This is a genomic window from Adlercreutzia aquisgranensis (genome assembly GCF_943193145.1).
GTDB lineage: Bacteria > Actinomycetota > Coriobacteriia > Coriobacteriales > Eggerthellaceae > Xiamenia > Xiamenia aquisgranensis.
In genome coordinates this window covers 87,626-109,816 of the sequence record NZ_CALPDA010000010.1, presented here as the reverse complement: position 1 = coordinate 109,816, position 22,191 = coordinate 87,626, and the positions used below count along the sequence as shown (strand labels likewise).

21 protein-coding genes are annotated in these 22,191 nt (G+C 66.0%); 3 read left to right on the top strand and 18 right to left on the bottom strand.

Annotation, left to right across the window (positions count from 1 at the left end; all coding sequences use genetic code 11):
* Positions 1-6 precede the first annotated feature (6 nt).
* Entirely contained in the window at positions 7-1,680 is a 1,674-nt protein-coding gene (locus tag NFR41_RS07585; protein ID WP_251231356.1) for an OPT/YSL family transporter, read from the bottom strand.
* Positions 1,681-1,809: 129 nt separating this feature from the next.
* Here NFR41_RS07585 and NFR41_RS07580 point away from each other — a divergent pair, with 129 nt between their 5' ends.
* Positions 1,810-2,658: a type III pantothenate kinase gene (locus tag NFR41_RS07580; RefSeq protein WP_251231355.1), complete on the top strand. Its 849-nt coding sequence runs from the start codon at positions 1,810-1,812 to the stop codon at positions 2,656-2,658.
* 110 nt (positions 2,659-2,768) lie between these two features.
* A complete protein-coding gene (queA, locus tag NFR41_RS07575; RefSeq protein WP_251231354.1) occupies positions 2,769-3,866 on the top strand; it encodes a tRNA preQ1(34) S-adenosylmethionine ribosyltransferase-isomerase QueA in 1,098 nt (365 codons plus the stop codon).
* A 404-nt stretch (positions 3,867-4,270) separates the two neighbouring features.
* Here queA and NFR41_RS07570 read toward each other — a convergent pair whose 3' ends face one another.
* The 17 genes from NFR41_RS07570 to rnd form a co-directional block, all read right to left on the bottom strand.
* A complete protein-coding gene (locus tag NFR41_RS07570; RefSeq protein ID WP_160212380.1) occupies positions 4,271-4,474 on the bottom strand; it encodes a cold-shock protein in 204 nt (67 codons plus the stop codon).
* Positions 4,475-4,661: 187 nt separating this feature from the next.
* Positions 4,662-5,927, bottom strand: coding sequence for a methionine adenosyltransferase (gene metK, locus NFR41_RS07565; protein WP_285833865.1), 1,266 nt, complete (start codon positions 5,925-5,927; stop codon positions 4,662-4,664).
* Positions 5,928-6,133: 206 nt separating this feature from the next.
* On the bottom strand, positions 6,134-8,632 hold the full coding sequence (locus NFR41_RS07560; protein WP_251231353.1) for an MBL fold metallo-hydrolase: 2,499 nt from the start codon (positions 8,630-8,632) through the stop codon (positions 6,134-6,136).
* A 172-nt stretch (positions 8,633-8,804) separates the two neighbouring features.
* Positions 8,805-9,896: a sensor histidine kinase gene (locus NFR41_RS07555; protein ID WP_251231352.1), complete on the bottom strand. Its 1,092-nt coding sequence runs from the start codon at positions 9,894-9,896 to the stop codon at positions 8,805-8,807.
* An 86-nt stretch (positions 9,897-9,982) separates the two neighbouring features.
* Entirely contained in the window at positions 9,983-10,672 is a 690-nt protein-coding gene (locus NFR41_RS07550) for a response regulator transcription factor (RefSeq protein ID WP_160212377.1), read from the bottom strand.
* Between the two features lie 116 nt (positions 10,673-10,788).
* Positions 10,789-11,043, bottom strand: coding sequence for a TIGR03905 family TSCPD domain-containing protein (locus NFR41_RS07545; protein WP_160212376.1), 255 nt, complete (start codon positions 11,041-11,043; stop codon positions 10,789-10,791).
* A 48-nt stretch (positions 11,044-11,091) separates the two neighbouring features.
* Positions 11,092-11,916 (bottom strand): DNA repair protein RecO, encoded by an 825-nt coding sequence (gene recO / locus NFR41_RS07540; RefSeq protein WP_251231351.1) that lies wholly within the window; start codon positions 11,914-11,916, stop codon positions 11,092-11,094.
* 7 nt (positions 11,917-11,923) lie between these two features.
* Positions 11,924-13,201 carry a PASTA domain-containing protein gene (locus NFR41_RS07535; RefSeq protein WP_160212374.1) on the bottom strand — a complete coding sequence of 426 codons (1,278 nt, stop codon included), beginning with the start codon at positions 13,199-13,201 and terminating at the stop codon, positions 11,924-11,926.
* Between the two features lie 72 nt (positions 13,202-13,273).
* Positions 13,274-14,188, bottom strand: a complete 915-nt coding sequence (era, locus tag NFR41_RS07530) for a GTPase Era (RefSeq protein ID WP_160212373.1) — start codon at positions 14,186-14,188, stop codon at positions 13,274-13,276.
* A gap of 30 nt (positions 14,189-14,218) precedes the next feature.
* A complete protein-coding gene (locus NFR41_RS07525) occupies positions 14,219-14,686 on the bottom strand; it encodes a diacylglycerol kinase family protein (protein ID WP_251231350.1) in 468 nt (155 codons plus the stop codon).
* Positions 14,679-15,158, bottom strand: coding sequence for an rRNA maturation RNase YbeY (gene ybeY / locus NFR41_RS07520; RefSeq protein ID WP_251231349.1), 480 nt, complete (start codon positions 15,156-15,158; stop codon positions 14,679-14,681). Before ybeY ends, NFR41_RS07525 begins: the two co-directional genes overlap by 8 nt.
* A 5-nt stretch (positions 15,159-15,163) precedes the next feature.
* The gene (locus NFR41_RS07515; RefSeq protein ID WP_251231348.1) at positions 15,164-16,147 is read right to left on the bottom strand and encodes a PhoH family protein; all 984 of its coding nucleotides are present in this window, start codon (positions 16,145-16,147) and stop codon (positions 15,164-15,166) included.
* A 24-nt stretch (positions 16,148-16,171) separates the two neighbouring features.
* Positions 16,172-17,389 carry an acetate/propionate family kinase gene (locus NFR41_RS07510; protein WP_251231347.1) on the bottom strand — a complete coding sequence of 406 codons (1,218 nt, stop codon included), beginning with the start codon at positions 17,387-17,389 and terminating at the stop codon, positions 16,172-16,174.
* Between the two features lie 133 nt (positions 17,390-17,522).
* Positions 17,523-17,774, bottom strand: a complete 252-nt coding sequence (xseB, locus tag NFR41_RS07505) for an exodeoxyribonuclease VII small subunit (protein ID WP_285833864.1) — start codon at positions 17,772-17,774, stop codon at positions 17,523-17,525.
* Positions 17,762-19,177 carry an exodeoxyribonuclease VII large subunit gene (xseA, locus tag NFR41_RS07500; protein ID WP_251231346.1) on the bottom strand — a complete coding sequence of 472 codons (1,416 nt, stop codon included), beginning with the start codon at positions 19,175-19,177 and terminating at the stop codon, positions 17,762-17,764. The genes xseB and xseA overlap by 13 nt, the downstream gene beginning before the upstream one ends.
* Positions 19,178-19,181: 4 nt before the next feature.
* Complete coding sequence (locus NFR41_RS07495; RefSeq protein WP_251231345.1) at positions 19,182-19,850, bottom strand: zinc metallopeptidase; 669 nt, start codon at positions 19,848-19,850, stop codon at positions 19,182-19,184.
* A 163-nt stretch (positions 19,851-20,013) separates the two neighbouring features.
* Positions 20,014-21,159: a ribonuclease D gene (gene rnd, locus NFR41_RS07490; protein ID WP_251231344.1), complete on the bottom strand. Its 1,146-nt coding sequence runs from the start codon at positions 21,157-21,159 to the stop codon at positions 20,014-20,016.
* Positions 21,160-21,229: 70 nt separating this feature from the next.
* On the opposite strand from rnd, the gene NFR41_RS07485 reads away from it, so the two are divergent.
* Entirely contained in the window at positions 21,230-22,159 is a 930-nt protein-coding gene (locus NFR41_RS07485; RefSeq protein WP_251231343.1) for a diacylglycerol/lipid kinase family protein, read from the top strand.
* Positions 22,160-22,191: the final 32 nt, after the last annotated feature.

The window sequence follows — 22,191 nt, the reverse complement described above, 5'->3', positions numbered from 1 at the left end:
GAATAACTAGCCGGCAATGCCCATGCCGATGACGATGAACGCGGCAACGACGCCGACGATGGACTCGCCGCCCAGAAGGCCGCTCGACACCACCAGGCCGGTCTCGGCCTGATCGAGCTGGCGACGTTGCCGCTCCTGCTCGGAAAGGTCCTTGTCGCGGCGCTTGCAGACGGCATCGTAGACGAGCTTGGCCATGGCGCCCAGAAACGCCGTGAGCGACATGTAGAAGGGCAGGTAGACGCCGAGCCCCAGCATCATGGCCGGGAACCCGACGAAGTACAGCGCCACGCCGACGACAAGCCCCGCGGCGAAGGCCGGCACCGACGGGATGCCCGAGACCATGGTGGCCACCACGCTTGCCTGGGCGGAGACGAACTCCTTGCCCACGCCGAAGGCATCGGGGCCGTAGGCCCCCACGAGGGCGACCATGACCGCCACCGCCACAAGCGCGCCCACCACGGCCCCGATGGCCTGGCCGACCCACTGGGCCTTCGGGGACGTTCCCAGCACATGACCCGCATGGAAGTCGTTCATGACGTCGCCGGCAAGGCCGCAGGCCACAGACACCACGGCGGCGACGAAGAACAGCTGCACCTGGGGCAGGTCGGAGGCCGCAGCCACGGCCAGAAGCACGATCAGCCCGAAGATCTCCATGGGGTCGATGCCCGTTTGGCCGACGCTCTGGGCGCTCATGGCCGTGGCCACCCAGGCGAGCGCCACCACGATGACGGCAGGAACGGGACCGAGCCCCAAAGCGAAGCACAGCACCAGGGCGACGGCCGCAACGACCAGGGCCATGACGCCGGCACCCAGCCTGGCGCGCCGAGGGGCTTCAGCGGATGCGGACGAAGCGGCCTGGCGGCGCAGCATCGAGGCCGCCTTCGGGACGATGTTCTTGAAGATGACCCCGAAGCCGGCTCCCATCATAAGGCCCATCCCCAAGCTGGAGACGATGCTCTGGCCGTCGGATACGTCCCACAGCCCCGCAGCCGAGCCGCCCACGATGATGCCGAAGTTGGCGAACAGGCCGCCGGCGAACCACACGGCCACGGCCCCGGTGCCCACGAGGAAGCCCACTGCCAGCATCATGGGCGAGTTGTAGATGCCGAACACCACGCCGGGGATGGAGACGTTGCCGAGGAACATGGAGGGGATCGCACCCAGAAGGTCGCGCAGCACCGTGTAGACCCCGGCGAACCCCATGGCGCCGAAGAGCTTCGCGCCGGTCTTGCCGCCGGCGTCGCCCGCTTTGAGCGTTTGGGCGGCCGCTTCGCCGATGGGAAACTCCAGGCCGGAGTCCTCGATGAAGTGACGGCGCAGCGCTACGGTGCACACGAGTCCTATGGCCACGCCCGACAAGGCTATGAGCAGCATCTCGGCCCAGCCCACCTGGTCGGCGTAGCCCAGCATCCAGATGCCGGGGATGGTGAAGCACAAACCGCCGGCCACCATGGCGCCGGCGCTCATGACCGTATGGGTGACGTTGGCCTCGTTGAGCGTGGATTTCCCGCGGCTTACGGCTTTCAGGAAGAACAGCGAGATGATTGCCGCGAACACGATGGGCCATGGCAGGGCCCCCATTCGCAAGGCGATGTAGACGGAAGACGCGGTGATGAGCGCGCAGCCTATGCATCCGATGACGATGCCGCGCAGGGTCAGCTGCCCTTTGACAGAGTCCATTCTCTCTCCTTTTCGTATATCCGCTCCCCCGCAATCCAGGGAGTCGGGTTACCGATGGACGGTGGAACAGTATAATGAAACGAGCGAGGAAATCCAGCCCCGCCCCGGGGCCGACAGAAAGGCTGCAGCATGGCCGGCAATGCAGACAACCGCCAGGACGCAACGGCTCCCCTCCTGGTGATCGACGTGGGCAACACCCGCGTCAGGCTGGGCTTGGCCCGAGACGGACGCCTCTTGCGCGTCTGGAGCGCCTCCACGGCGCCGGGGTGCACCCGCGACGAAGCCGTGGCCACCGTCCTGTCGCTTGCGGCCTGCCCCGGCCAACCTGCGGGAAGGCCCGACGGCGCGGACGCCTTCCAGCCGGCGCCCGCCCGCTGGAAGGACGCCGTGGTGGCCTCGGTAGTGCCCGACCTCACCGACGCCTGGGTGCAGGCCGCCGCACAGCTGACCGGGCGCCGAGCCCTGGTGGTGGGACCGGGCATCAAGACCGGCGTGCCCATGAGCTACAACGACCCCGGCGAACTGGGGGCCGACATCGTCGCGAACCTTGCCTGCGCCATGGCCTCCTACGAGGCGCCGTTCATCGTGGTTGACCTGGGAACCACCACGACCTTCGCGGTTGTGGATGGAAAGGGCCGCTTCGTGGGCGGCATCATCGCGCCGGGGCTTCAGGTAGCCGCCCATGCGGCGGCCACGGCGGCGGCCAAGCTGCCCTCGGTCGACCTGCGCGCCCCCAGATGCGCTATCGGCAAGAGCACCCGCGAGGCCATGCAATCCGGATTCGTCCTGGGGCAGGCGGCCATGATCGACGGGCTGGTGGAGCAGTGCCGACGCGAGCTGGGAGAGCCGGCGCAGGCGATCATGGCCGGCGAGAACGCCCGCGCCATGGCCGCCCTCTGCAAGACGGTCGGCGAGCATCGGGAGCACCTCACGCTCGAGGGGCTCGTGCGGCTGCATCTTCTCAATCGTCCCGCGTAGAGCGGCCTCCTTGACGCTACGAGCAAAAGCGAGAACCGCCACGCGAGACGCAGCCTTGTCGTGGGACAATAACCCCAAGCATCCAAGAAGCAGGAAGGAAGGCGCCCTCCTTGAGAACCGACGATTTCGACTACGAACTGCCCCCCGAGCTCATAGCCCAAACGCCGGCAGCAGTGCGCGACCGCTGCCGCTTGCTCAAGATGGACCGGCAAAGCGGCCAGATTGAGGACAGGCTGTTCTGCGACATCTCCGACTACCTGCGCCCGGGCGACCTGCTCGTGGCCAACGAGACCCGCGTGCTGCCCGCGCGGTTGCTGGGAGCCAAGCGAGGCACGGGCGGCGCAGCGGAGGTGTTCCTGCTGCGCGAATGCGGCGGTCCCGAGCCGCGCACCAACCGCGTTGCCTTCTGGGAGGCGCTCGTGCGCCCGGGCAAGCGCCTGAAGCCCGGCACCGGGGCCGTGGTCGACTTCTTCGACGAAGCGGGGGACGTGGCCATGAGCGCCGAGGTGATAGACTGGGCCGAGGGCGGGAACCGCGGCGAGCGGAAAGTGCGCCTCTCCACGCCCCTCCCCTCCCTCGACGAGGCGCTCCACGCGGTGGGAAAGACGCCGCTGCCCCCCTACATCCGCGACTACGCCGGCGACGAGGAGCTGTACCAGACGGTGTACTCCCAGCGCGAGAGCTCGGCCGCCGCCCCCACGGCTGGCCTCCATTTCACGCCAGAGCTCATCGAGCGCCTGAAGGACAGCGGCGTCGGCTGGGCCTGCGTCGAGCTGGAGGTGGGCCTGGACACGTTCCGAACCGTGGACGAGGACGACCCCGAGCAGCACGTCATCCACACCGAGTACTACACCGTTCCCCCCGCCACCGTGGAAGCCGTAAAGCGCACCAAGGAGGCCGGCGGGCGCGTGGTGGCCGTCGGCACCACCAGCGTCCGCAGCCTGGAAAGCGCCTGGGACCCCAAAACCGACGGCGACCAGGGCGGTCTGCGGGCGCGCCAGCGCGAGGCCACGAGCCTCTACATCCTGCCCGGCTACGACTTCCACGTAGTGGACGGCCTGGTCACGAACTTCCACGTGCCCCGCTCCACCCTCATGATGCTGGTGAGCGCCTTCAGCAGCCGCGAGAACCTGCTGGCCGCCTACGAGCACGCCATCCAAGAGCGCTACCGCCTGCTCTCCTTCGGCGACGCCATGCTTATCCTGTAACGAGTGCACGCTTGGGCCCGCCCGGCGCAGGATGCCACGCGCAGTTCCGCACGAGCGTGAGCGCGAAGCGCTCGTAAGCGAGCAGGACTGTCCGAGCATGGCGTTCTGCGCCGGGCGGGCCCAAGCCCCATTGCTTGCCGGCGGAGCGGCTTCGATCCGAGCGTGAGCGCGAAGCGCTCGTAAGCGAGCAGGACTGTCCGAGCACGGCGTCCTGTATGTCGCGTCGATGCCGGGGGCGCAGGGGTCCACGCTCAGTTCCGCACGAGCGTGAGCGCGAAGCGCTCGTAAGCGAGCAGGACTGTCCGAGCACGGACCCCTGCGCCCCCGCCCTCCACATCAAAGCGCAAAAGAAAGGCGGCCCCGTTTCCGAGACCGCCTCAGGCATTTGAGTTTGAGAGCGCGAGTTAGATCTTCTGAACGTTGCTCGCCTGCTTCTTGCCGTTCTGGCCTTCGGTCACGTCGAAGGACACACGAGCACCCTCGTCAAGGGTCTTGAAGCCGTCCATCTTGATCTCAGAGAAATGGACGAACAGATCTTCGCCCTGGTCCTGAGAGATGAACCCGTAGCCCTTTTCGGGGTTGAACCACTTCACAATACCTTCCGCCATTTTATTCCTCTTTCCTTTCCCCGCTTTTTGGAGGGAAGTAACAATGCGTGCTGCATGGCGGCAACACTTGCCTTCGCTCCGAAGGCACGGGGAATACAATACACTAAAACGCGTGCTTGTCACCCCTCATTTTGGCAACCACGCCGATTTTGCCGAATCGCCCCGAAGCCGGATGCAACCGCGCGGTTTACGCCAGGTTGCACGCAGCCCGTAGCTCGTCGGCCTTGTCCGTGCGCTCCCAGGTGAACTCGGGCAGCTCGCGACCGAAATGCCCGTAGGCCGCGGTCTTGCGGTAGATGGGCCGACGCAAATCGAGGGCGTCGATGATGGCGCCGGGGCGCAGGTCGAACACCTTCGCGACGGCGGCCTCGATATCGGCCTCGGGCACGTGGTTCGTACCGAAGGTCTCCACCATGATCGACACCGGGCGCGCCATGCCGATGGCGTAGGCCACCTGCACCTCGCAGCGGTCGGCAAGACCGGCGGCCACCACGTTCTTGGCCACCCAGCGCGCGGCGTAGGCGGCGGAACGGTCAACCTTGGTGCAGTCCTTGCCCGAGAAGGCGCCGCCGCCGTGTCGGCCCATGCCGCCGTAGGTGTCCACGATGATCTTGCGGCCCGTAAGGCCGGCATCGCCCATAGGGCCTCCGATAACGAAGCGGCCGGTGGGGTTCACATGAATCTGGGCACCGTCGGCCAGGGCCACTCCCTCGCGGGCCAGCACCGGCTTCACCACGTTCTGAATCACCTCGTTGGCCAGGCGCTCGTGCTCCACGTCCTCGGCATGCTGGGTGGACACGATCACCTTCTCCACCGACACGGGCTTACCGTCCACGTAGCGAACCGACACCTGGGTCTTGCCGTCGGGACGCAGGTAGGGCATCTCACCGGACTTGCGCACCGCCGTCAGCTGCTCGGCCATGCGGTGGGCCAGGTAGATGGGCATGGGCATAAGGGTGGAGGTCTCGTTGCAGGCGTAGCCGAACATCATGCCCTGGTCGCCGGCGCCGATGCGCTCGTAGGGGTCGTCGGCGCCCTCGCCGTGCTGAGCCTCCCAGCTCTCGTCGACGCCCATGGCGATGTCGGGCGACTGCTCGTGGATGGCGTTGATCACGCCGCAGGTTTCACAGTCGAAGCCGAACTTCGCGCGGTCGTAGCCGATCTCGCGGATCACGTCGCGCACGATGCCGGGCACGTCCACGTAGGCTTGGGTGCGGATCTCGCCGGTCACCATGATCATGCCGGTGGTGGCCATGGTCTCGCAGGCGCAGCGAACCTGGGCCGGATCGGCCGGATGTCCGTTGGGGGCAATGTAGCCGGATGCGGCCAGCTCGGTCTCCTTTGACAGGATGGCGTCCAAGATGGCGTCGGAGATCTGGTCGCAGATTTTGTCGGGATGTCCCTCGGTAACGGATTCCGAGGTAAACAGGTAGCTTTGCACAGCGTTTGCCATAGGGCGTTTCCTCCTTCATCGCTGTCGGCTGGACCACCTTGGCTTGCAGGCGCGAAGCCAGGTTGGCGCCGGGATCGGTGAGCCAACTCTCTCCCCCGGCTCTTGATGAGTATGTGCGTCCGAATCGCGGACAGCTAGTCAGTATAGACCATCGCAAACGGCAACGCCGTCCCTCACGAAACGACCACGCCGATGCCTGGCGTCCGCTACTTCGAAGAGTCCCAACGGCCCGTCGCGTCGACGTAGTAGCCGTCCACCCATGCGTCGGTAACCATGGCCCCCGACCCGTCCACATAGTAGCTTCCCACCCAGCAGCTATGCGCCATAGCGCCGGACTCGTGCAGGAAGTACCACGTGCCGCCCACCTTCTGCCAGCCGGTGCGCATGGCGCCGTCATCGGGCGAGTCGCCCAGGTAGTACCACTCGTCGCCCACCTTCTGCCAGCCGACGGCCATGGAGCCCGACCCCGTCAGGTAGTACCACACTCCGCCGATGCGCTTCCAGCCCGTGGCCATGGCCCCGCTATCCTCGAGGAAGTACCACTGCCCCGACACCTTCTGCCAGCCGGTTCGCATAGCGCCGTCATCGGCGGAGTCTCCCAGGTAGTACCATTCACCATCCACTCTCTGCCAGCCGATGCGCATGGCTCCGTCGCCAGCCAGATAGTACCAGCGGCCGCCGGCAAGACACCATCCGATGCACATATAGCCCGAACCGTCGAAGCGGTACCATTCGCCGTCGATAAGCTGCCAGGAGCTTGTCGGGTACGTTCCGTCGGCCCAGGCGTACCACCAGCCGGCAGCGTCACGTTTCCACTCGTTCGGATGCCATACGCCTTCGGAATCAGACCAGTTCCACTCGCCGTTCACCTTGTACCAGCCCGTGGCCATCGCATAGGTCTGCGGGTCGAGCCAATACCACCGATCGCTGACGAGCCTCCATCCTGCGGACAAGGCGCCGGAAGCCGAAGCCCAGTATCGCCGGCCGTCGTGCAGAACCCACCGGTCCGCAGCCATGGCCCCATCGTCCCCAAGCACATAGCTCCTGCCGTCCACCTCAAGCCAGCCCGTGGCCATCGCATAGGTCTGCGGGTCGAGCCAGTACCACAGCCCCTCGACAAGATGCCAGCCCGACGCGAAGGAACCGTCGGCGGTTACCCGGAACCGAGAGGTGCCGTCCTCGATCCACCGCGGCCCCTTCAGCAGCACCCCGGTCTCATCGTCGAAGCAGTAGCGCTTGTCGTCGATGGTTTGGAACCCCTCAAGGGGAAGACCGTCGGAGTCCAGCCGGTACGTACCCGACCCGTCCGTATACCAGGCGTCCTCCAAGGCCACGAAGCTGTTCTTGAAGAAGAACCGTCGGTCTTGGTCCTCGACGATACCGGAATAGCGCACGGGAGCGAAGTTCCTGAACAGATAGTAATGCGGGGAGGATGAGCGGCTCCGCACGCGGTAGCCTTCGACCGCGATATTTGTCGTAAGCCGACCGTCCTCGAAGGTAACGGCAAGGGCGGGCAAGCCCTTTTCGGTCACCACGGCGGAATCGTAGTAGCGATACCCCAGCTTCAGGGAGTCGTCGACCAGCGCCTGCGAGGCTCCCGGGAAATCGGAGGTCTGCATCACGACCGAAGGGCTCAGCGTCCGCAGGTAGTCCGAGGTGTTCGATCCGGCTCCGCCGTGATGGCCCAGCTTGAGGAAGTCCACCTTGCCCACTAGCGGCGCAAGCATTGTTTCGTCCCCGTCTCCGTAATTGTTGATATCCCCGGCAAGAAAACCCGATTTGCCTCCCGCGCTCACCTTGACGCCCAGAGAGAAGTAGTTCGCGTCCGGCTTCGGCGTATGCTTGTAGTCCTCGGAATAGTTCATGACCTCGATAAGCGCGCTTCCCAGCATGAAGACGGGGTTTCCGATGAGGGAATCGCCGGAGTCGTCCGCAGGCTCGCCGAAGGCGACCGGAGCATCCTCGCCAGTACCGGGGGCTCCTTCGGCATCCCCGGGAGAATCGGGTTCGGGCGCATCCTCGCGAGAAGCGGGGATGACGGGGGCCGCCTCGTCGAAGGATTGCACGAGCACCGCCCCGGTATCGGCCGTCGCCTGCAGAACGTGGTCGTAAACGTACAGGTTGTCCCACAGATCGTCGGGCCTCGTCACGTAGGAGTCCTGGTACTCCATCAAATACACCCGCGAGGGCTGAAACTCGTAGATGACCTCGTCCAGCGCGCCGATATGGTCGGAATGGGGATGGGTACCCAGCACGAACTCCAGGTTCCCGGAGGTCACGCCGAGCGACTTCATGTAGGCGATGAGCTCGTCTTCGTGGCCCTCTCCTATGATGATGCCGTCGCGAAGCGGGTAGCGGGGGTCGGACCCGTCCGGATAGTCGTCGTCCTCGCCCGCATCCACCAGCCCGAACCGACCGTCGCTCTCCACCAGGATAGCATCTGAGCTCATGAACGCCATAACGTGAATGGTGACGTTGCCCCCTTCGGCAAGCTCCCGCAGGTAGGACAGACGCTCTTCGGGACTGGAAGCCCCCGGGGCATCGTCCCACGCAGGCGCGCCGGCCTCGTCGGCCCATGCCCGCCCAGGGGCAGATGCGGCCGGCAAGCACAAGACCGAAGCCAGCAGCAGCGAAAGAACGGCGGCGAATGCCGCCCGTGAGGAAAGCGAAGCACCGCCGAAGCGGGCGCAAGGCGAAAGTGTCATCGAGAACCCCGTTCGAGCACTCGCCTGGGCTACGCCAGGCAACATGCTCCTTGTTGCGCGTCAGTTTTCTCGGCTACCCTAGCAAAAACAAAGCTGACATTTCAACACGGCTCACGCAAAACCCGAAACGCCACAGCATGCCGTCGGGCGCAGCGATGCACCGCCTGAAGCCCTACGCCTGCGACGGCTCCCCCGAGACGACGGCCCCCTGGGGAATCCACACGGTGAACGACGTGATGCCCGCCGCGCTCTGCACGTAGATGTCGCCGCCGTGGGCGCGCGTGATCTCGCGCGCAATGGCAAGCCCCAGCCCGGCCCCGCCTCCCGTGGCCGTGGGACGGGCGTCGTCGGCGCGGAAGAAGCGCTCGAAGATGCGCTCGATATGCTCGGGCGACAGCTCGCGACCCTTGTCGGTCACCGTGAGCTCCCACCACAGGAAATTGCCCTGCCCCACCGTAAGCGACGTGCGGACGCGGACCTCGGTCCGGGCGTCGGCGTAGGCCAGGGCATTTCGCAGCACGTTGTTCAGCACGCGCGCCACATGGCTCGCATCGGCGAACACCTCGAAGCTCGCAGGGCCATCGTAAACCACTTGCAGGCCCCGCGCCTGCGCCACCGGGTACAGCTCGTCGATGATCTGGTTCACGAACAGCGCCCCGTCGAAGGACGACCGCTCGATGGGGATGGTCTGCAGGTTGTAGCGGGTGATCTCGAAGAAATCGCTCATGAGCTCTTCCAGACGGTAGGACTTGGAAAGCGCCGTGGCGATGTAGCGGCGTCGAATGTCCCCGGGAAGGTCGGGGGACTCGTCCAGCAGCGCCAGGTAGCCGATGATGGAGGTGAGGGGTGTCTTGATGTCGTGGGCAAGGTAGGCGACCAGCTCGTCTTTGCGTTCCTCGGCGGCTGCGGCGGCGCGCTCGTTCTGCTCCGCCTCCTCCTTCAGCGCATTGAGCACCTCCTGCGCCGGCTCAAGCCCTCGCGGCAGGGCGATGGAGCCTTCCCGCTTGCCCGCGACGTCGGCCATGGCAGAGAACAGCTCGTCGAAGCGACGCACCACGTATCGTATTCCGGTCTTCGCCACCAGATACAGCCCCAGCACCAGGCCGACGAAGGCCAAAAAGGACCAGATACCCAGCACGAAGCGGGCGCCTAGCGCCCAGACGGACCCGAAGATACCGGGAACGACCCACTCGATCAGGCAGTACGTCAAGGTGGCGCACGCGCCGCCGTAGGTGACGAGGAAGAGCAGCAGCCCTGCCAGCACGCGGCGCGACGCCTTTGCCTGGAGGCTCCTGCTCTGATTGGCGCGCTCCCGCGCGATGATCGACCGGTCCACGACGGCAGCCCGCCCTAGGGAATGCGGTAGCCCACGCCCCACACCGTCTCGATGAAGGCTTGGGACGAGTCGATGTCGGCGAGCTTCTTGCGCAGATGGCGGATATGGACCATCACGGTGTTGTTGCTGGATTCGTCCGCCGGCTCGCTCCACACGTCCTCGAATATCGCCTGGGACGAAACGGGGCTTCCCGCGTTTCGCAGCAGCACGGACAGGATGCCGAACTCCTTCGGCGTAAGCGACAGCTCCTCGTCGAAGAGCAGCGCCACGTGCTCCCGCTCCCGCAGCACCAGCCCTCCGCGCTCGAGCGATTCGCCGCGAACCTCGTCGGAGGTCTCGTCGGTGCGCATGCGGGCCCTGATACGGGCCACGAGCTCGCGCGGCTTGAAGGGCTTCACCACGTAATCGTCGGCCCCCAGCTCGAAGCCGACCACCTTGTCCGCCTCGCTGTCCTTGGCGGTGAGGAAGATGATGGGGACGCGGCTCTTGCGGCGGATGCGCCGGCAGCACTCTATGCCGTCGATGCCCGGCATCATGATATCGAGCACGACGAGGTCGAAGGACACGTGGTCGCAAGCCGATACGAGGTCGGCGCCGTTGTAGAACACCGTGGTGTCGAACCCTTGCGTTTCCAGCAGCTGGCTGACCAGGTCGGCGATGGCTTGCTCGTCGTCGCAGATCGCGATATGGCCTTGTGATGACATGACGCCGACAGGCTCCTTCCGCATTCGCAGGCCCCCCTCGGGCCATCGGCCCATTGTAGACCTCGTTCGGCGAAAGAACGGCGCTCCGATAACCTTTACGCAACCCTTAAGGCGGCTTAAGCTTTCCCCTGCGTCTGCGCCTCCCTCAAGGCCCGCACCAACTGATCGGCGCAGGAGGTGGGCCTGTTTCCGCAGGTATTGCCCTCGAGGAGGCGTGCCACTTCGTCGACGCTCATGCCCCGCACCAGCTTGGAGACGGCCTTGAGGTTGCCGTCGCACCCCCCTTGGAACCGCACGTCCGCAACGGTATCGCCGTCAAGGGCCACATCGATGGATCGCGAGCAAACCCCGCGGGTCTTGTAGGTATACATAGAACAGTTCCTCTCGTTACAGCGGCGCCGGCACGGCGGTGCGCAAGCTCAAAGAACGCCGCCGTGGCAGCGCTGCAAGCCGAGCACCAGCTGCTCCAGCGACTTCAAACGGATGCCCGTATGGTAGCCCATCCACAGGTTGGCCAGGCGGAGGAGATCGACGGTTTCCGCAGGCGTCGGCGGGCGGACGGCCAACGCCGAGAACGTCGACTCCATCATCGTCTGGGCGTTAGCCAGGGTGAGGGCGGAGACAGGCTGGGCCTGCAGCTGCGACGCGCAACCGGGGCAGAGCACCCCTCCCTCTCCCACCGAGAAAGGGGCCGACGGAAACGGGTTGCCGGGATAGCCCCCCGCATTTTGGCCATCCCCCCGGGCAAGCGCCACGGGAGCGCCGCACGCAGCGCAAGCGTCCAAGGCGGGACGGTAGCCGAACGTCGCAAGCGCTTTCAGCAGGAAAGCGGCAGCGAGGGCGGCACCCGACGCGGGAGACGCACCCTCCATGACCGTAAGCAGCGCCTCGGTCATGGGGAAGATGCGCTGCTGCTCCAAGGACTCCTGAGCGAGGTGGTCAACTGCGTCGGCCGCCACCGACGCTGCCAGGGTCAGCTCGTAATCGCAGCGCAAAGCGCCATGGCCCCGCACCAGGCGCGCCTCCTTCACGATATCGAGGGTACGACCCCGGGCTAGCAGCACATCGACGCTGCTGAACAGCTCCAACCGAGAGCTGAACGTGCTCGCCGGCTTGCGGGCCCCCTTGGCGACCGCCGCCACCTTCGCACCGCTTTCGTCGAGAAGGGACACCACCAAATCCGCCTCGCCCAAGGCGCGCTTGCGCACCACGATGCCGCGAGTCCTGTAGGTCGGGGACGCCATGGTCCCCTTAGGACGCCTGGGCGGTGATGGTCTCGATATGGTTGTCGGAAGTCCAGGTCATGGCACCGAGAACCGTCCCAAGCTCGCCGGTGAGCGTCTTACCGTCGGCGGTAACCATGGAAGGCGTGGCTTCCAGGGAGAACGCGGTGGTGTTCTCGGCCGTGTACTCGACGAAGTTCACCGAGGAGATGCTGTAGTAGGTGTTACCCACCTCCAGAGGCTCGCCGCTCTGGGCAAGGCTGTTCAGAAGCCCGAGCGCGACCTCCACGAGCTCCGCCCCCCGCGACTGGGAGACGTTGAGGGTGACCGTCGAACCGGGGTCGAGCTTGCTCTCCGCAGACGGATCGGTCCCGAGCACGGTGCCGTCCTCGACGCTGTTATCAGCGATGTAGGCCACCACGGGCACGTAGCCGGCCGACTCCAAGGCGGAGAAGGCCTCGTCGTAGCTCATCCCCTCGACGCTGGGCACCGTGTAGGGCCCGGCCACCACAAGGGACACCTCGTCGGTGGTGCGGGCTCGGGAGTCCGCCTCGGGCGTCATCTCGAGCACCGTTCCCTCAGCCTCGGTGGAAGGCTGGGTCTGCACCGCCACCGTCTCGTAGCCCTCCTCGGCCAAGGCCGACCGGGCCTCGTCGAGGGACATCCCGACGACGTTCGGCACGCGATGCATCACCGAGACGTGGATGATGACCTCCGCGCCATCCTCCAGCCGGCTTCCCACGCCGGGGTCGGTCAGCAGCACGATGCCCTCGGTATCGTCGGAGGGAACCTGCAGCACGCGCACCGCGAAACCTTTCGCTCCCAGTACGTACTCGGCGTCGGTCTGGGTCTTCCCGGTCACGTCGGGCACCGCCTTGCCGCCCCAAAGCTCCAGATGGTAGGTGCCCGCTGCAGCCAGGGCGGCCACCACGGCAACGCACAGGAAAGCAACCCCTATACGGCGGCCAACGGACTTCTTCGGCCGCGCGTCAGGTGCGCGGTAGGCCTTGGCGGAGGGCTGCTGGTCCTCGGAGCCGTGGACGCGGGGGATCTCCATGGTGTCGCCGGCACGCCAGTTCGGGGAGCGGGGGACGTAGGTGGAGTCGATGAGGCACTCGTCCACGCCAGAGGTGTCGGGGCGAACGACGCGGGTCTTCCCTTCCGCATCGAGGTCGTCGGCCGACGAGGACGACTTCTTCGTGGAACGCTCGGCGGACGCATCCCGCTGGGCATCGAGCGGCGCTCCGCATTCGTTGCAGAACTTCGCGCCGTCTCGGTTATCGCTGTGGCAGGAAGGGCACTTCATGCAAAGCTCCTTTTGAACTGGTACGTTTAAGCGACGTTTGCGCCATTGTATCCGAAAGAGCGCATTTTGCCCCTATAACCCCTCGCCGTAACCGAATTTCCGTATCTGCGTTGCGTCTCGGCGCCAGTTCTTCTTGACCTTCACGTTCAGATCGAGCCACACCTTGCAGCCGAGGAGCGCTTCCAGGTCGGCGCGGGCCTCGGTGCCCACCTTCTTCAGCGCCTGGCCCTTGCGGCCGATGATGATGCCCTTCTGCGAGTCGCGCTCCACGTAGATGGTGGCGTAGATGCGGCACAGCTCGTTGGCGGCGGAGCCCACGTACTCCATGCTGTCCACGGCAACGCCGATGGCGTGGGGCACCTCGTCCCTGAACGAGCGCAGGATCTTCTCCCGTATGAACTCGGCCACGATCACCGATTCGGGCTGGTCGGTCTCCATATCCTCCGGAAACCACATCGGCCCTTCGGGCAGGAAGAACACCACCTCCTCGACGAAGGCGTCCACGTTTCTGCCCGATACAGCCGAAAGCCCCACCATGGCATCCCACTGTCCCAGGCCGCGGGCGGCCTCGGCTTGGGCGGCCACCGTTTCGGGGGAGGCGATGTCGGTCTTGGTCAGCACGCACAGCTTGGCGCCGCGGGCTCGAGCCACCTGGGCCGCCACCCATTCGTCGCCGCGGCCGATGGGCTTCGAGGCGTCTATGAGCAGCGCCACCACGTCCACGTCCTCGAGCGCCTTGAGCGCCGAGGTGTTTAGCTCCTCTCCCAGGGCATCGTGGGGCTTGTGCAGCCCCGGCGTGTCCACCATAACCATCTGAAACCCCGGCTCCGTAAGCACCGCCCGAAGACGATGGCGGGTGGTCTGGGCTGTGCCGGAGGTGATGGCAACCTTGCGGCCCATGATGGCGTTCACCAGGGTGGATTTGCCCGCATTAGGGCGCCCCACCAAGGTCACGAATCCCGATTTGAAGCCTTTCACGGTATCCACCGCGGCACTCCCCTTCCCTTCGGCACGAGACTACAGACAAGCAAGCAGGGCCGGCACGAACACCAGCAGCCCCGCCGCGACGGAACCGGCCGCGCACAGGAGCACCGCGCCGGCCGCGCAGTCCTTCGCCCGGCGGGCGAGCTCGTGGTAGCCGGGGCTCACCAGGTCGACCACGGCCTCCACGGCGGTGTTCATGCATTCGGCCGCCATGACAAGCGCAATGCACACTGCGAGCACGGCCATGGAGGTAGCCCCCACCTGCAGGACGAGGCCGGCGACCACCACCAGCACCGCTACAGCCAGGTGTATGCGGAAGTTGCGCTGCGAGGCCAGGGCGCAGCCTACCCCCTTCGCCGCGCACAGAAACGCCTGGGCCAGGGAGAATCCCTGATGGTCGCGCTTCGAGCGCTCGTTGCGCACGAAGGGCTTGGCGCTCGGCGCATCCTCGCAGGCGCAGAAGCCCTCGTCGGCGTCTTGACTCCGCGGGCCGCTACCCATTGCGCGCCGCCGGGTAGAACTGGGTCCATGCGTCCAGGATCTCGGCCTCTCGCGCCTCCATCACCTCGGCCTCGGCCTCTTCGATGTGGTCGTAGCCGCACAGGTGCAGAAGCCCGTGGACCAGAAGCAGGCATACTTCCTCGGAAAACGACGTGCCGAACTCCTTGGTCTGGCGCTGGGCCACATCGGGGGCGATGATGACGTCCCCCAGCTCGAAGGCCATGCCCTCGCCCATAGCATGGGACATCTCGTCCTCCACGCCGTCGCATTCGAAGGACAGCACGTCGGTAGGACCCTCCTTGCCCCGGTAGTCGGCGTTCAAGCGCGCTATAGTGTCGTCGTCGACGAAGCTGATGGAGACTTCGGTGCACTCGGGCCGCTCCTCGCGGGAGAGCACATAGCCGGCCAGCTCGTGCAACGGCAGCATCTCCAGGTCCTCTTTGCGGTAGTCGTAGTTGATCTGGATGTCCATGGCACCTAGCCTTTCCTGCCCGCAGCGCCCTTGGCCGCGCGCTCGTAAGCGGCGACGATTGCGGCCACAAGCGAATGACGTACAACGTCGACGCTGGTCAGATCGCAGAACGAGATTCCGTCGATCCCATCGAGAATACCCCTCACGCCGGCCAGGCCGCTCGTCCCCGACGGAAGGTCGGTCTGGGTGACGTCGCCGGTGACCACCATCTTCGAGCCGAAGCCCAAACGGGTCAGGAACATCTTCATCTGCTCGGCGGTGGCGTTCTGGGCCTCGTCGAGCACGATGAAGCTGTCGTTGAGCGTACGGCCCCTCATGAACGCCAGGGGCACGATCTCCACGGTGCCGTCTTCGATGAGCTGCAGCGCCTTCGGACGGTCCACCATGTCGAACAGCGCGTCGTAGAGCGGGCGTATGTAGGGGTCGACCTTCTCCTCCAGCGTGCCGGGGAGAAACCCCAGGTTCTCGCCGGCTTCGACGATGGGCCTGGTAAGAACGATCTTCCCCACCTGCTTGGCCTTCAGCGCCGCCACAGCCAAGGCCATGGCAAGATAGGTCTTGCCCGTGCCGGCCGGCCCGATGCCGAAGGTGACGGTATGGGTGCGGATGGCGTCGGCGTAGGCTTTCTGTCCGGCCGTCTTGGGACGTATGGCCCGTCCCCGGTAGGTGAGCAGCACGTCGTCGCGCAAGCGCTCCGGCGCGAACTCGGCGGTCTTCGCCAGGGAGATGGCCCGGGCGACGTACTCGGCGGAGACGGCGCCTTCGCTGGCAGCCGTCTTCATCATGTCGCTGACAAGGGCGCGAATCGCCTGGGTCTCTATGGGATCGCCCTCTATGGCAACCTCGTCGCCCCGCACGGTGATGCGGGCCCGAAAGGCCTGCTGCAATGCGTCGAGGTTGCGATCGGCCTCCCCCACCACGGCCGCCATATCGCAGCCTCGGGGAGCGTGGATCACGACGGGGGTCTGTGCGGAAGCTTCGCTGTTCATAGGGCCCATTGTATCACGACCGCATCAGATTAGCGGCACGTCCACCCTTTCGTGAACGATCTCGAAGGTGTCCCTCGCGATCATGGACTCCTCGTCGGTGGGGATCACGATGATGGAAACGGCGGAATCGTCGGAGGAAATGAGCCGTTCGGTGCCGCGACCGCGCTTGTTGCGCTCCAGGTCCAGCTTGATGCCCAGAGGCTGCAGCCCGGTGAAGATCATCCGGCGCATCTTCTCGCAGTTCTCGCCCACGCCGGCGGTCAGCACGATGGCGTCCACGCCGCCCATGACAGCGATGTACTGCCCGATGTACTTCTTCACGGAGTTCGAATACATGTCGTAGGCCAGCTGCGCGCGCTCGTGGCCCTCCTCGGAGGCGGTACGCACGCTGCGCAGGTCGTTGCTGATGCCGGAGATGCCCAGAAGGCCCGACTGCTTGTTCATAAGGTCGCTCATCTGCTGGGGTGTGAAGCCCTCGTGTTCCATCACGAAGGTCACGATGGCCGGGTCGATGGCGCCGCAGCGGGTCCCCATCATGAGGCCGTCCAGGGGGGTGAGGCCCATGGAGGTGTCCACCGCGACGCCGTGGTCGACGGCGCTCATGGAGCAGCCGTTGCCCAGATGGCACGTGATCAGTTTCAGGTCCTCTATGGGCTCGTCCAGAAACGCCGCTGCGCGCTCGGCGATGTAGCGATGGGAGGTGCCGTGGGCTCCGTACTTGCGGATCGCGTACTTCTCGTACAGCTCGTAGGGCAGCGGGTACATGTAGGCCTTCGGGGGCAGCGTCTGGAAGAACGACGTGTCGAAGACGGCCACCATGGGCACGCCGGGCATATGCTTCCGACAGGCGCGGATGCCCATGAGCGCCGCCTTGTTGTGCAGGGGCGCGAGCTCTGCCAGCTCGTCGATCTTGGCGATGACGTCGTCGTCGATGAGCACCGAGCGATCGAAGTACTTGCCGCCCTGCACGATGCGGTGCCCCACAGCGTCGATCTGCCCGAGCGAGTCGATGGCGCGGTCGGGACCGCTCGTCATCGCCTCCAGCACCAGCGCCATCGCTTCGTCGTGGTCGGCCATCTTCGCGTCGATGACGGTTTCGTTGTCGTCCAGGCCATGCTTGTGGAACGACTCGGCGGAACCCACCCGCTCGCAGATGCCCTTGGCAAGGAGCTGCTGGCGCTCGACGTTGAACAGCTGGTACTTCAGGGAAGATGAGCCGGCGTTGATGACGAGGACGTTCAAGGAATACCTCCCGCGCTGATCGGAATCAAACGTATCCCGCCATCTTAGGGGAAGCGGGGCCTTGCCGAACCTTACGCTCGGCAAGCGGTGACCGCAGCGCCGCCATGACCCCTATATTTCGGCAAGCGGCGCTTTAGGACAGGCTCGTATCCCTGGCTTGGTCGTCCATCTCGCCGGCCAGCTCGCCCATAAGCACGTCCACCCGCTGCTGGGCGTCGCTCAGGCGAACCTGCAGCGAGCGCAGGAGCACCACGCCCCGCTCATAGGCCGCAAGGCTCTCCTCCAGGTCCATGGTATTGCTCTCCAGCCGGCCGACGATGGCGTTGAGCTCGCCCATGGCCTGGTTGAACGTGAGTTCCTCTACGGGGGTTGCTACCTGTTCCACGAAAGCTCCTTCTTCTCTTTGCCCGAAACGGCGCATTCCAAAACGCCATCGGCAAGGGTTACCTCTAGCTGCTGTCCGACCGACACCTGGTCCACCGACCGGACAATGCTTCCGTCCCCGGTGCTGGCCACAGCAAAACCACGCGCCACGGCGGACAGCGGGGACAGGTCGTGCAGCCTGGATGCGGCCAGGGCAGCCTGGGCCTCGAAGGGGGCCGCAAGGGCCTCGCCCGACAACAGCAGCCGCTGCCGCAGATGGGATAGGGACTGGGCCGGGGGGCCGGCAAGCGCGCGGCCCGCGGCAGCCAGACGGGATGCCTCGAAGCTCAAGGCTGCCCGAGGCCCCTCGGTCAGGCGCGGCAGAACGCGCCCGAGCCGATCGCAGGCCTGGTCAAGCCCCATGGCCTGACCGGCTAGCAACGCCTGCGGGTCGGTGAACAAAGGGCGGCTCGCCACGGAGGCAAGCTGCAGCCGCGCGCGGGAGGCCGCCTGGGAAAGGCCCGCGACGAGCCCCTTCGCCATCGATTCCATCAAAGCCCGCAGCTCCTCGGGGGCCGGGCTTGCGAACTGCGCCGCCTGGGTGGGGGTGGAGGCCCGCACGTCGGCCACCATGTCGGCGATGCAGGTATCCGGCTCGTGCCCAATGCCGGTGACCACGGGAACGGGGCACGCGGCCACCATGCGCGCCACGGACTCGTCGCTGAAGGGAAGCATGTCCTCGAAGGAGCCTCCCCCGCGCACCAGCAGCACCACCTGCGCGCCGGCCGCCACCACGCAGCGCATCCCCTCGCACAAGGCCGCAGGGGCGCCGGGTCCCTCCACGGGAACGCCGGCGAAGACCACCCGGGCTGCGGGCCAACGGCGCCGAAGCGTTCGCAAAACGTCATGGACCGCGTCGCCCCGCGGAGACGTCACCAGCCCTATCACCTGCGGGTACTTCGGAAGGGGCCGTTTGCGCTGGGCGGCCATGAGCCCTTCGGATTCCAGCTTGCGGGAAAGATTGGCCAGCTGCATGCGCAAATCGCCTTCGCCGGCAAGGGCAACGCAGAACACGTCGAAGTTCATGCGGCCCTTGGCCTCGTACAGGCTGAAGCGGCCGGTGAGATCCACCAGCTGTCCCACCGCCAGCCTGATGCCGGCCGCACGGTAGCGGTTGTTCCACATCATGCAGGGCAGCGAGGCGTGCTGGTCCTTCACGGTGAAGTACACCGCCTTGTAGCCGGGCTTGTCCGACACCTCGGACACCTCGCCTACCAGGCGCACGGTCACGGACTGGAGTGCCCCTTTGGCAAGGGCCATCGCCCCCGACACGCTCAGAGGCTGATCCGGTTGCGCCTGGCCCGGCGCCCCGCCTCCCGCCGCCGATGCGCCCTGCAGCGGCATCTGCCCGTACTCGTAAGCCACGGGGCTAATCCTGACGCTGGGACAGCAGGTAGAGCAGTTGCAGCACCGATACCAGGGCGGCGGCCACGTAGGTGAGCGCGCAGGCCCGCAGCACGCTGAACGACCCGCTCTGCTCCTGCTGGGTCATGCCCACCGAGCCCATGTAGGCCATGGCGCGCCGGGATGCGTCGAACTCCACGGGAAGCGTGACGATGGCGAACACGATGGAGACAGCGTACAGCACGATGGCAACATCCACCAAGCCCACGATGTTCATGACGATGCCCATGATGAACAGGAACATCCAGGCGTTGGACGCCAAGTTCACCACCGGCACGATGGCCGTGCGCACCTTCATGGGAACGTAGCCCTGGGCGTACTGGCAGGCATGGCCCACCTCGTGGCATGCGGTGGCCAGCGCCGTGATGGAGCGGCCCGAATAGGCCTCCGGTGACAGCGTGATGGAGTTGGTGCGCGGATCGAAGAAGTCCTGACCGTGGCCGCCGGGCTGCACGGGAACGCCGCCTATGCCGTAGTAGGAGAGCATCCCCCGGGCAACGTCGGCCCCGGTGACGCCGCGGGAGTTCGGCACCTTCTCGTATTTCTTCAGCTGGTGGTTCACGTACCACGAGGACAGGCCGCCGATGGCCAGCGTGGCGACGATGAGCGCGATGTAACCCATATAGCCGTGCATGATGCACTCCTTTTCCGCCCGGGCGTCCGGGCACGCTTCGTTTCTTGCCGCTATTATACGCACGGCGTCGGGATTCAAGATTCGCACAGGTGTTCGCCATGAAAGAACCGCAACAGCAAACGCCGTCCCAAATCGCCGGCGGACCTGCGCGGCGGTGCGGAGCCTACAGTCGATGGACCTCCAGGCGCTGCCCGTTCAGCGACAGCGACAGCCGGCCCTCCACAAGGTCGACAAGCTCCTCGCCCACCAAGGAGCGCCGCCATCCCCGCAGAAGGTCCACGTCGTCGCGGTAGCCGCGGGCCACGCGGACCATGTCGTCGTGGCTGGCAAGGGTCTGGAACGCCACGCCGTTCTGCTTGGCGCGAAGCCGCACCAGCGCGGTCATGAGGTCGATCTGGAAATCCACGTTGGGCTCGCTTCGCCCGGACCGGTCGAGCTTGGGCCAGGTAGAGGGGTCGGAGTCGAAAGCCTGGGCCATAAGGCGCGCGACGGTGCGCGCCTCGGCCGTGGACAGCTTGCCGGAAAGCCCCCGCACCATGAACAGATCGTCGATGGTGCGCGCCTCGCGCTTGCACGCCTCCACGATCTGCTCGTCGGTGGCCACCCACTTGCGCGGCAGATTGCGCGTCTGGGCCGTGACCTCGCGCCACGCCGCGAACTCGCGGGCCCCGGCCAACTGGCGCTGCGAGAGCTGGTTGGCGCGCTTGAGGCGCTTGTAGCGCTCGCGCTCGCCCGCTTCGAACCGCTTCGGATCCACCAGCTCCTGGAAATCCGGGGCGAGCCACTCCAGCCGCCCCAGCTCAACCAGGCGCTCGCGCATGGCCCGGTACATCCGCGGCAGGTAGATCACGTCTTCGGAGGCGTATTCTATCTGGGATTTCGCCAACGGTCGCCGCGACCAGTCGGTGAACGAGTCGAGCTTGCGTATGGTCACGCCGCACACGTCGTGCACCAGGGCGCCGTAGCCGATCTGCTGTGTATGGCCCAGAAGCGCCGCGGCCACCTGGGTGTCGAAGACGCCCACGGGCAGCGCGCCGGTTTCCCGGTACAGAATCTCGATGTCCTGCGTCCCCGAATGGAACAGCTTCGTGCAGCCGGGGTCTTGCAGCAGCGGCACCAGGTCGTCCAGGGTGCGCAGCGCAAAGGGGTCGACCACCGCCACCTCGTCGTCGGTGGCGAGCTGCAGCAGGCACAGCTTGGCGTAGTAGGTCTTCTCGCGGAGGAACTCGGTGTCGATGGCAAGCACCTCGGCGCTGCGGGATCGTTCGCAGAAAGCCGCGAAGCTCGACTGGTCTGCTATATAGAGCACATGAACCTTCCTTTTCCGTCCCCGGCGAATTGCTATACTGGGAGCCATTCTAGCAAGAGAGAGGGCTGCTGTGAAACTGCTCGTCATCAACAACCTGGCATCCGGTCTGGGAGAGGGGGCCATCTACGATTTCGTCCGCTCCGTATCCCGGGACGGCGACGAGATCGTGATGCGCTCCACCGACGGCACCACCGACATCGCCGCCATGCTCGACGGGGCAGCTGGCTTCGACGCTGTCATCGCCAGCGGCGGCGACGGAACGGTGGCCACGGTAGCCTCCACTTTGGCGGGAACGGGCGTCCCGATCCTCCCCTTCCCCGCCGGCACCGCCAACATCCTGGCGCTGAACCTGCACTCGCCCCTCGAGCCCCATGCCCTGGCGAAGGTCGTGCGGCAGATGCGGGTGCTCGACTTCGACCTGGGGGTCATCGAGACCGGCGAGCGGCGGTTCGGCTTCTCCATCATGGCCGGAGCCGGTTACGACGCCACCATCATGAAGGGCGCGAAGCCCGCCAAGCGCATGTTCGGCCCCATCGCCTACCTCTCTGCCGCCATCGCCAACGCCCTGCCCCAAACCTCCACCTTCACCATCTCCCTGGACGACGCCGAGCCCATCGTGCGCGAGGGGGTGGGCATCCTTCTGGTGAACTTCTCGAAGATCCAGTTCGATATCACGGTGACCCACGAGAACGAGCCCCGCGACGGGGAGCTTGACGTGGTGGTGCTGAAGGCCCAGAACGCCTTCGAACTCATCCCGGCCGTCATCGCGGGCATCCTGGACCGCGAGGGGGACTTCCCCGACCGCACCGACGCGCTCGAAATCCACAAGGCCCGCCGGGTGCGGGTGGATGCCGACCCGCCCATGGAGGTGCAGTTCGACGGGGAGCCGACGGGGCAGACCACCCCGTTCACCGCCACGGTGCTGCCGCAAGCCGCGCGCCTCATCGTCTGCGAGGAGGGCTACGAGACCTTTGCGGACAAGGGCGACGGCGCGGTCTAACCGCCATCCGGCGGCGAAGCACGGCCTTAGCG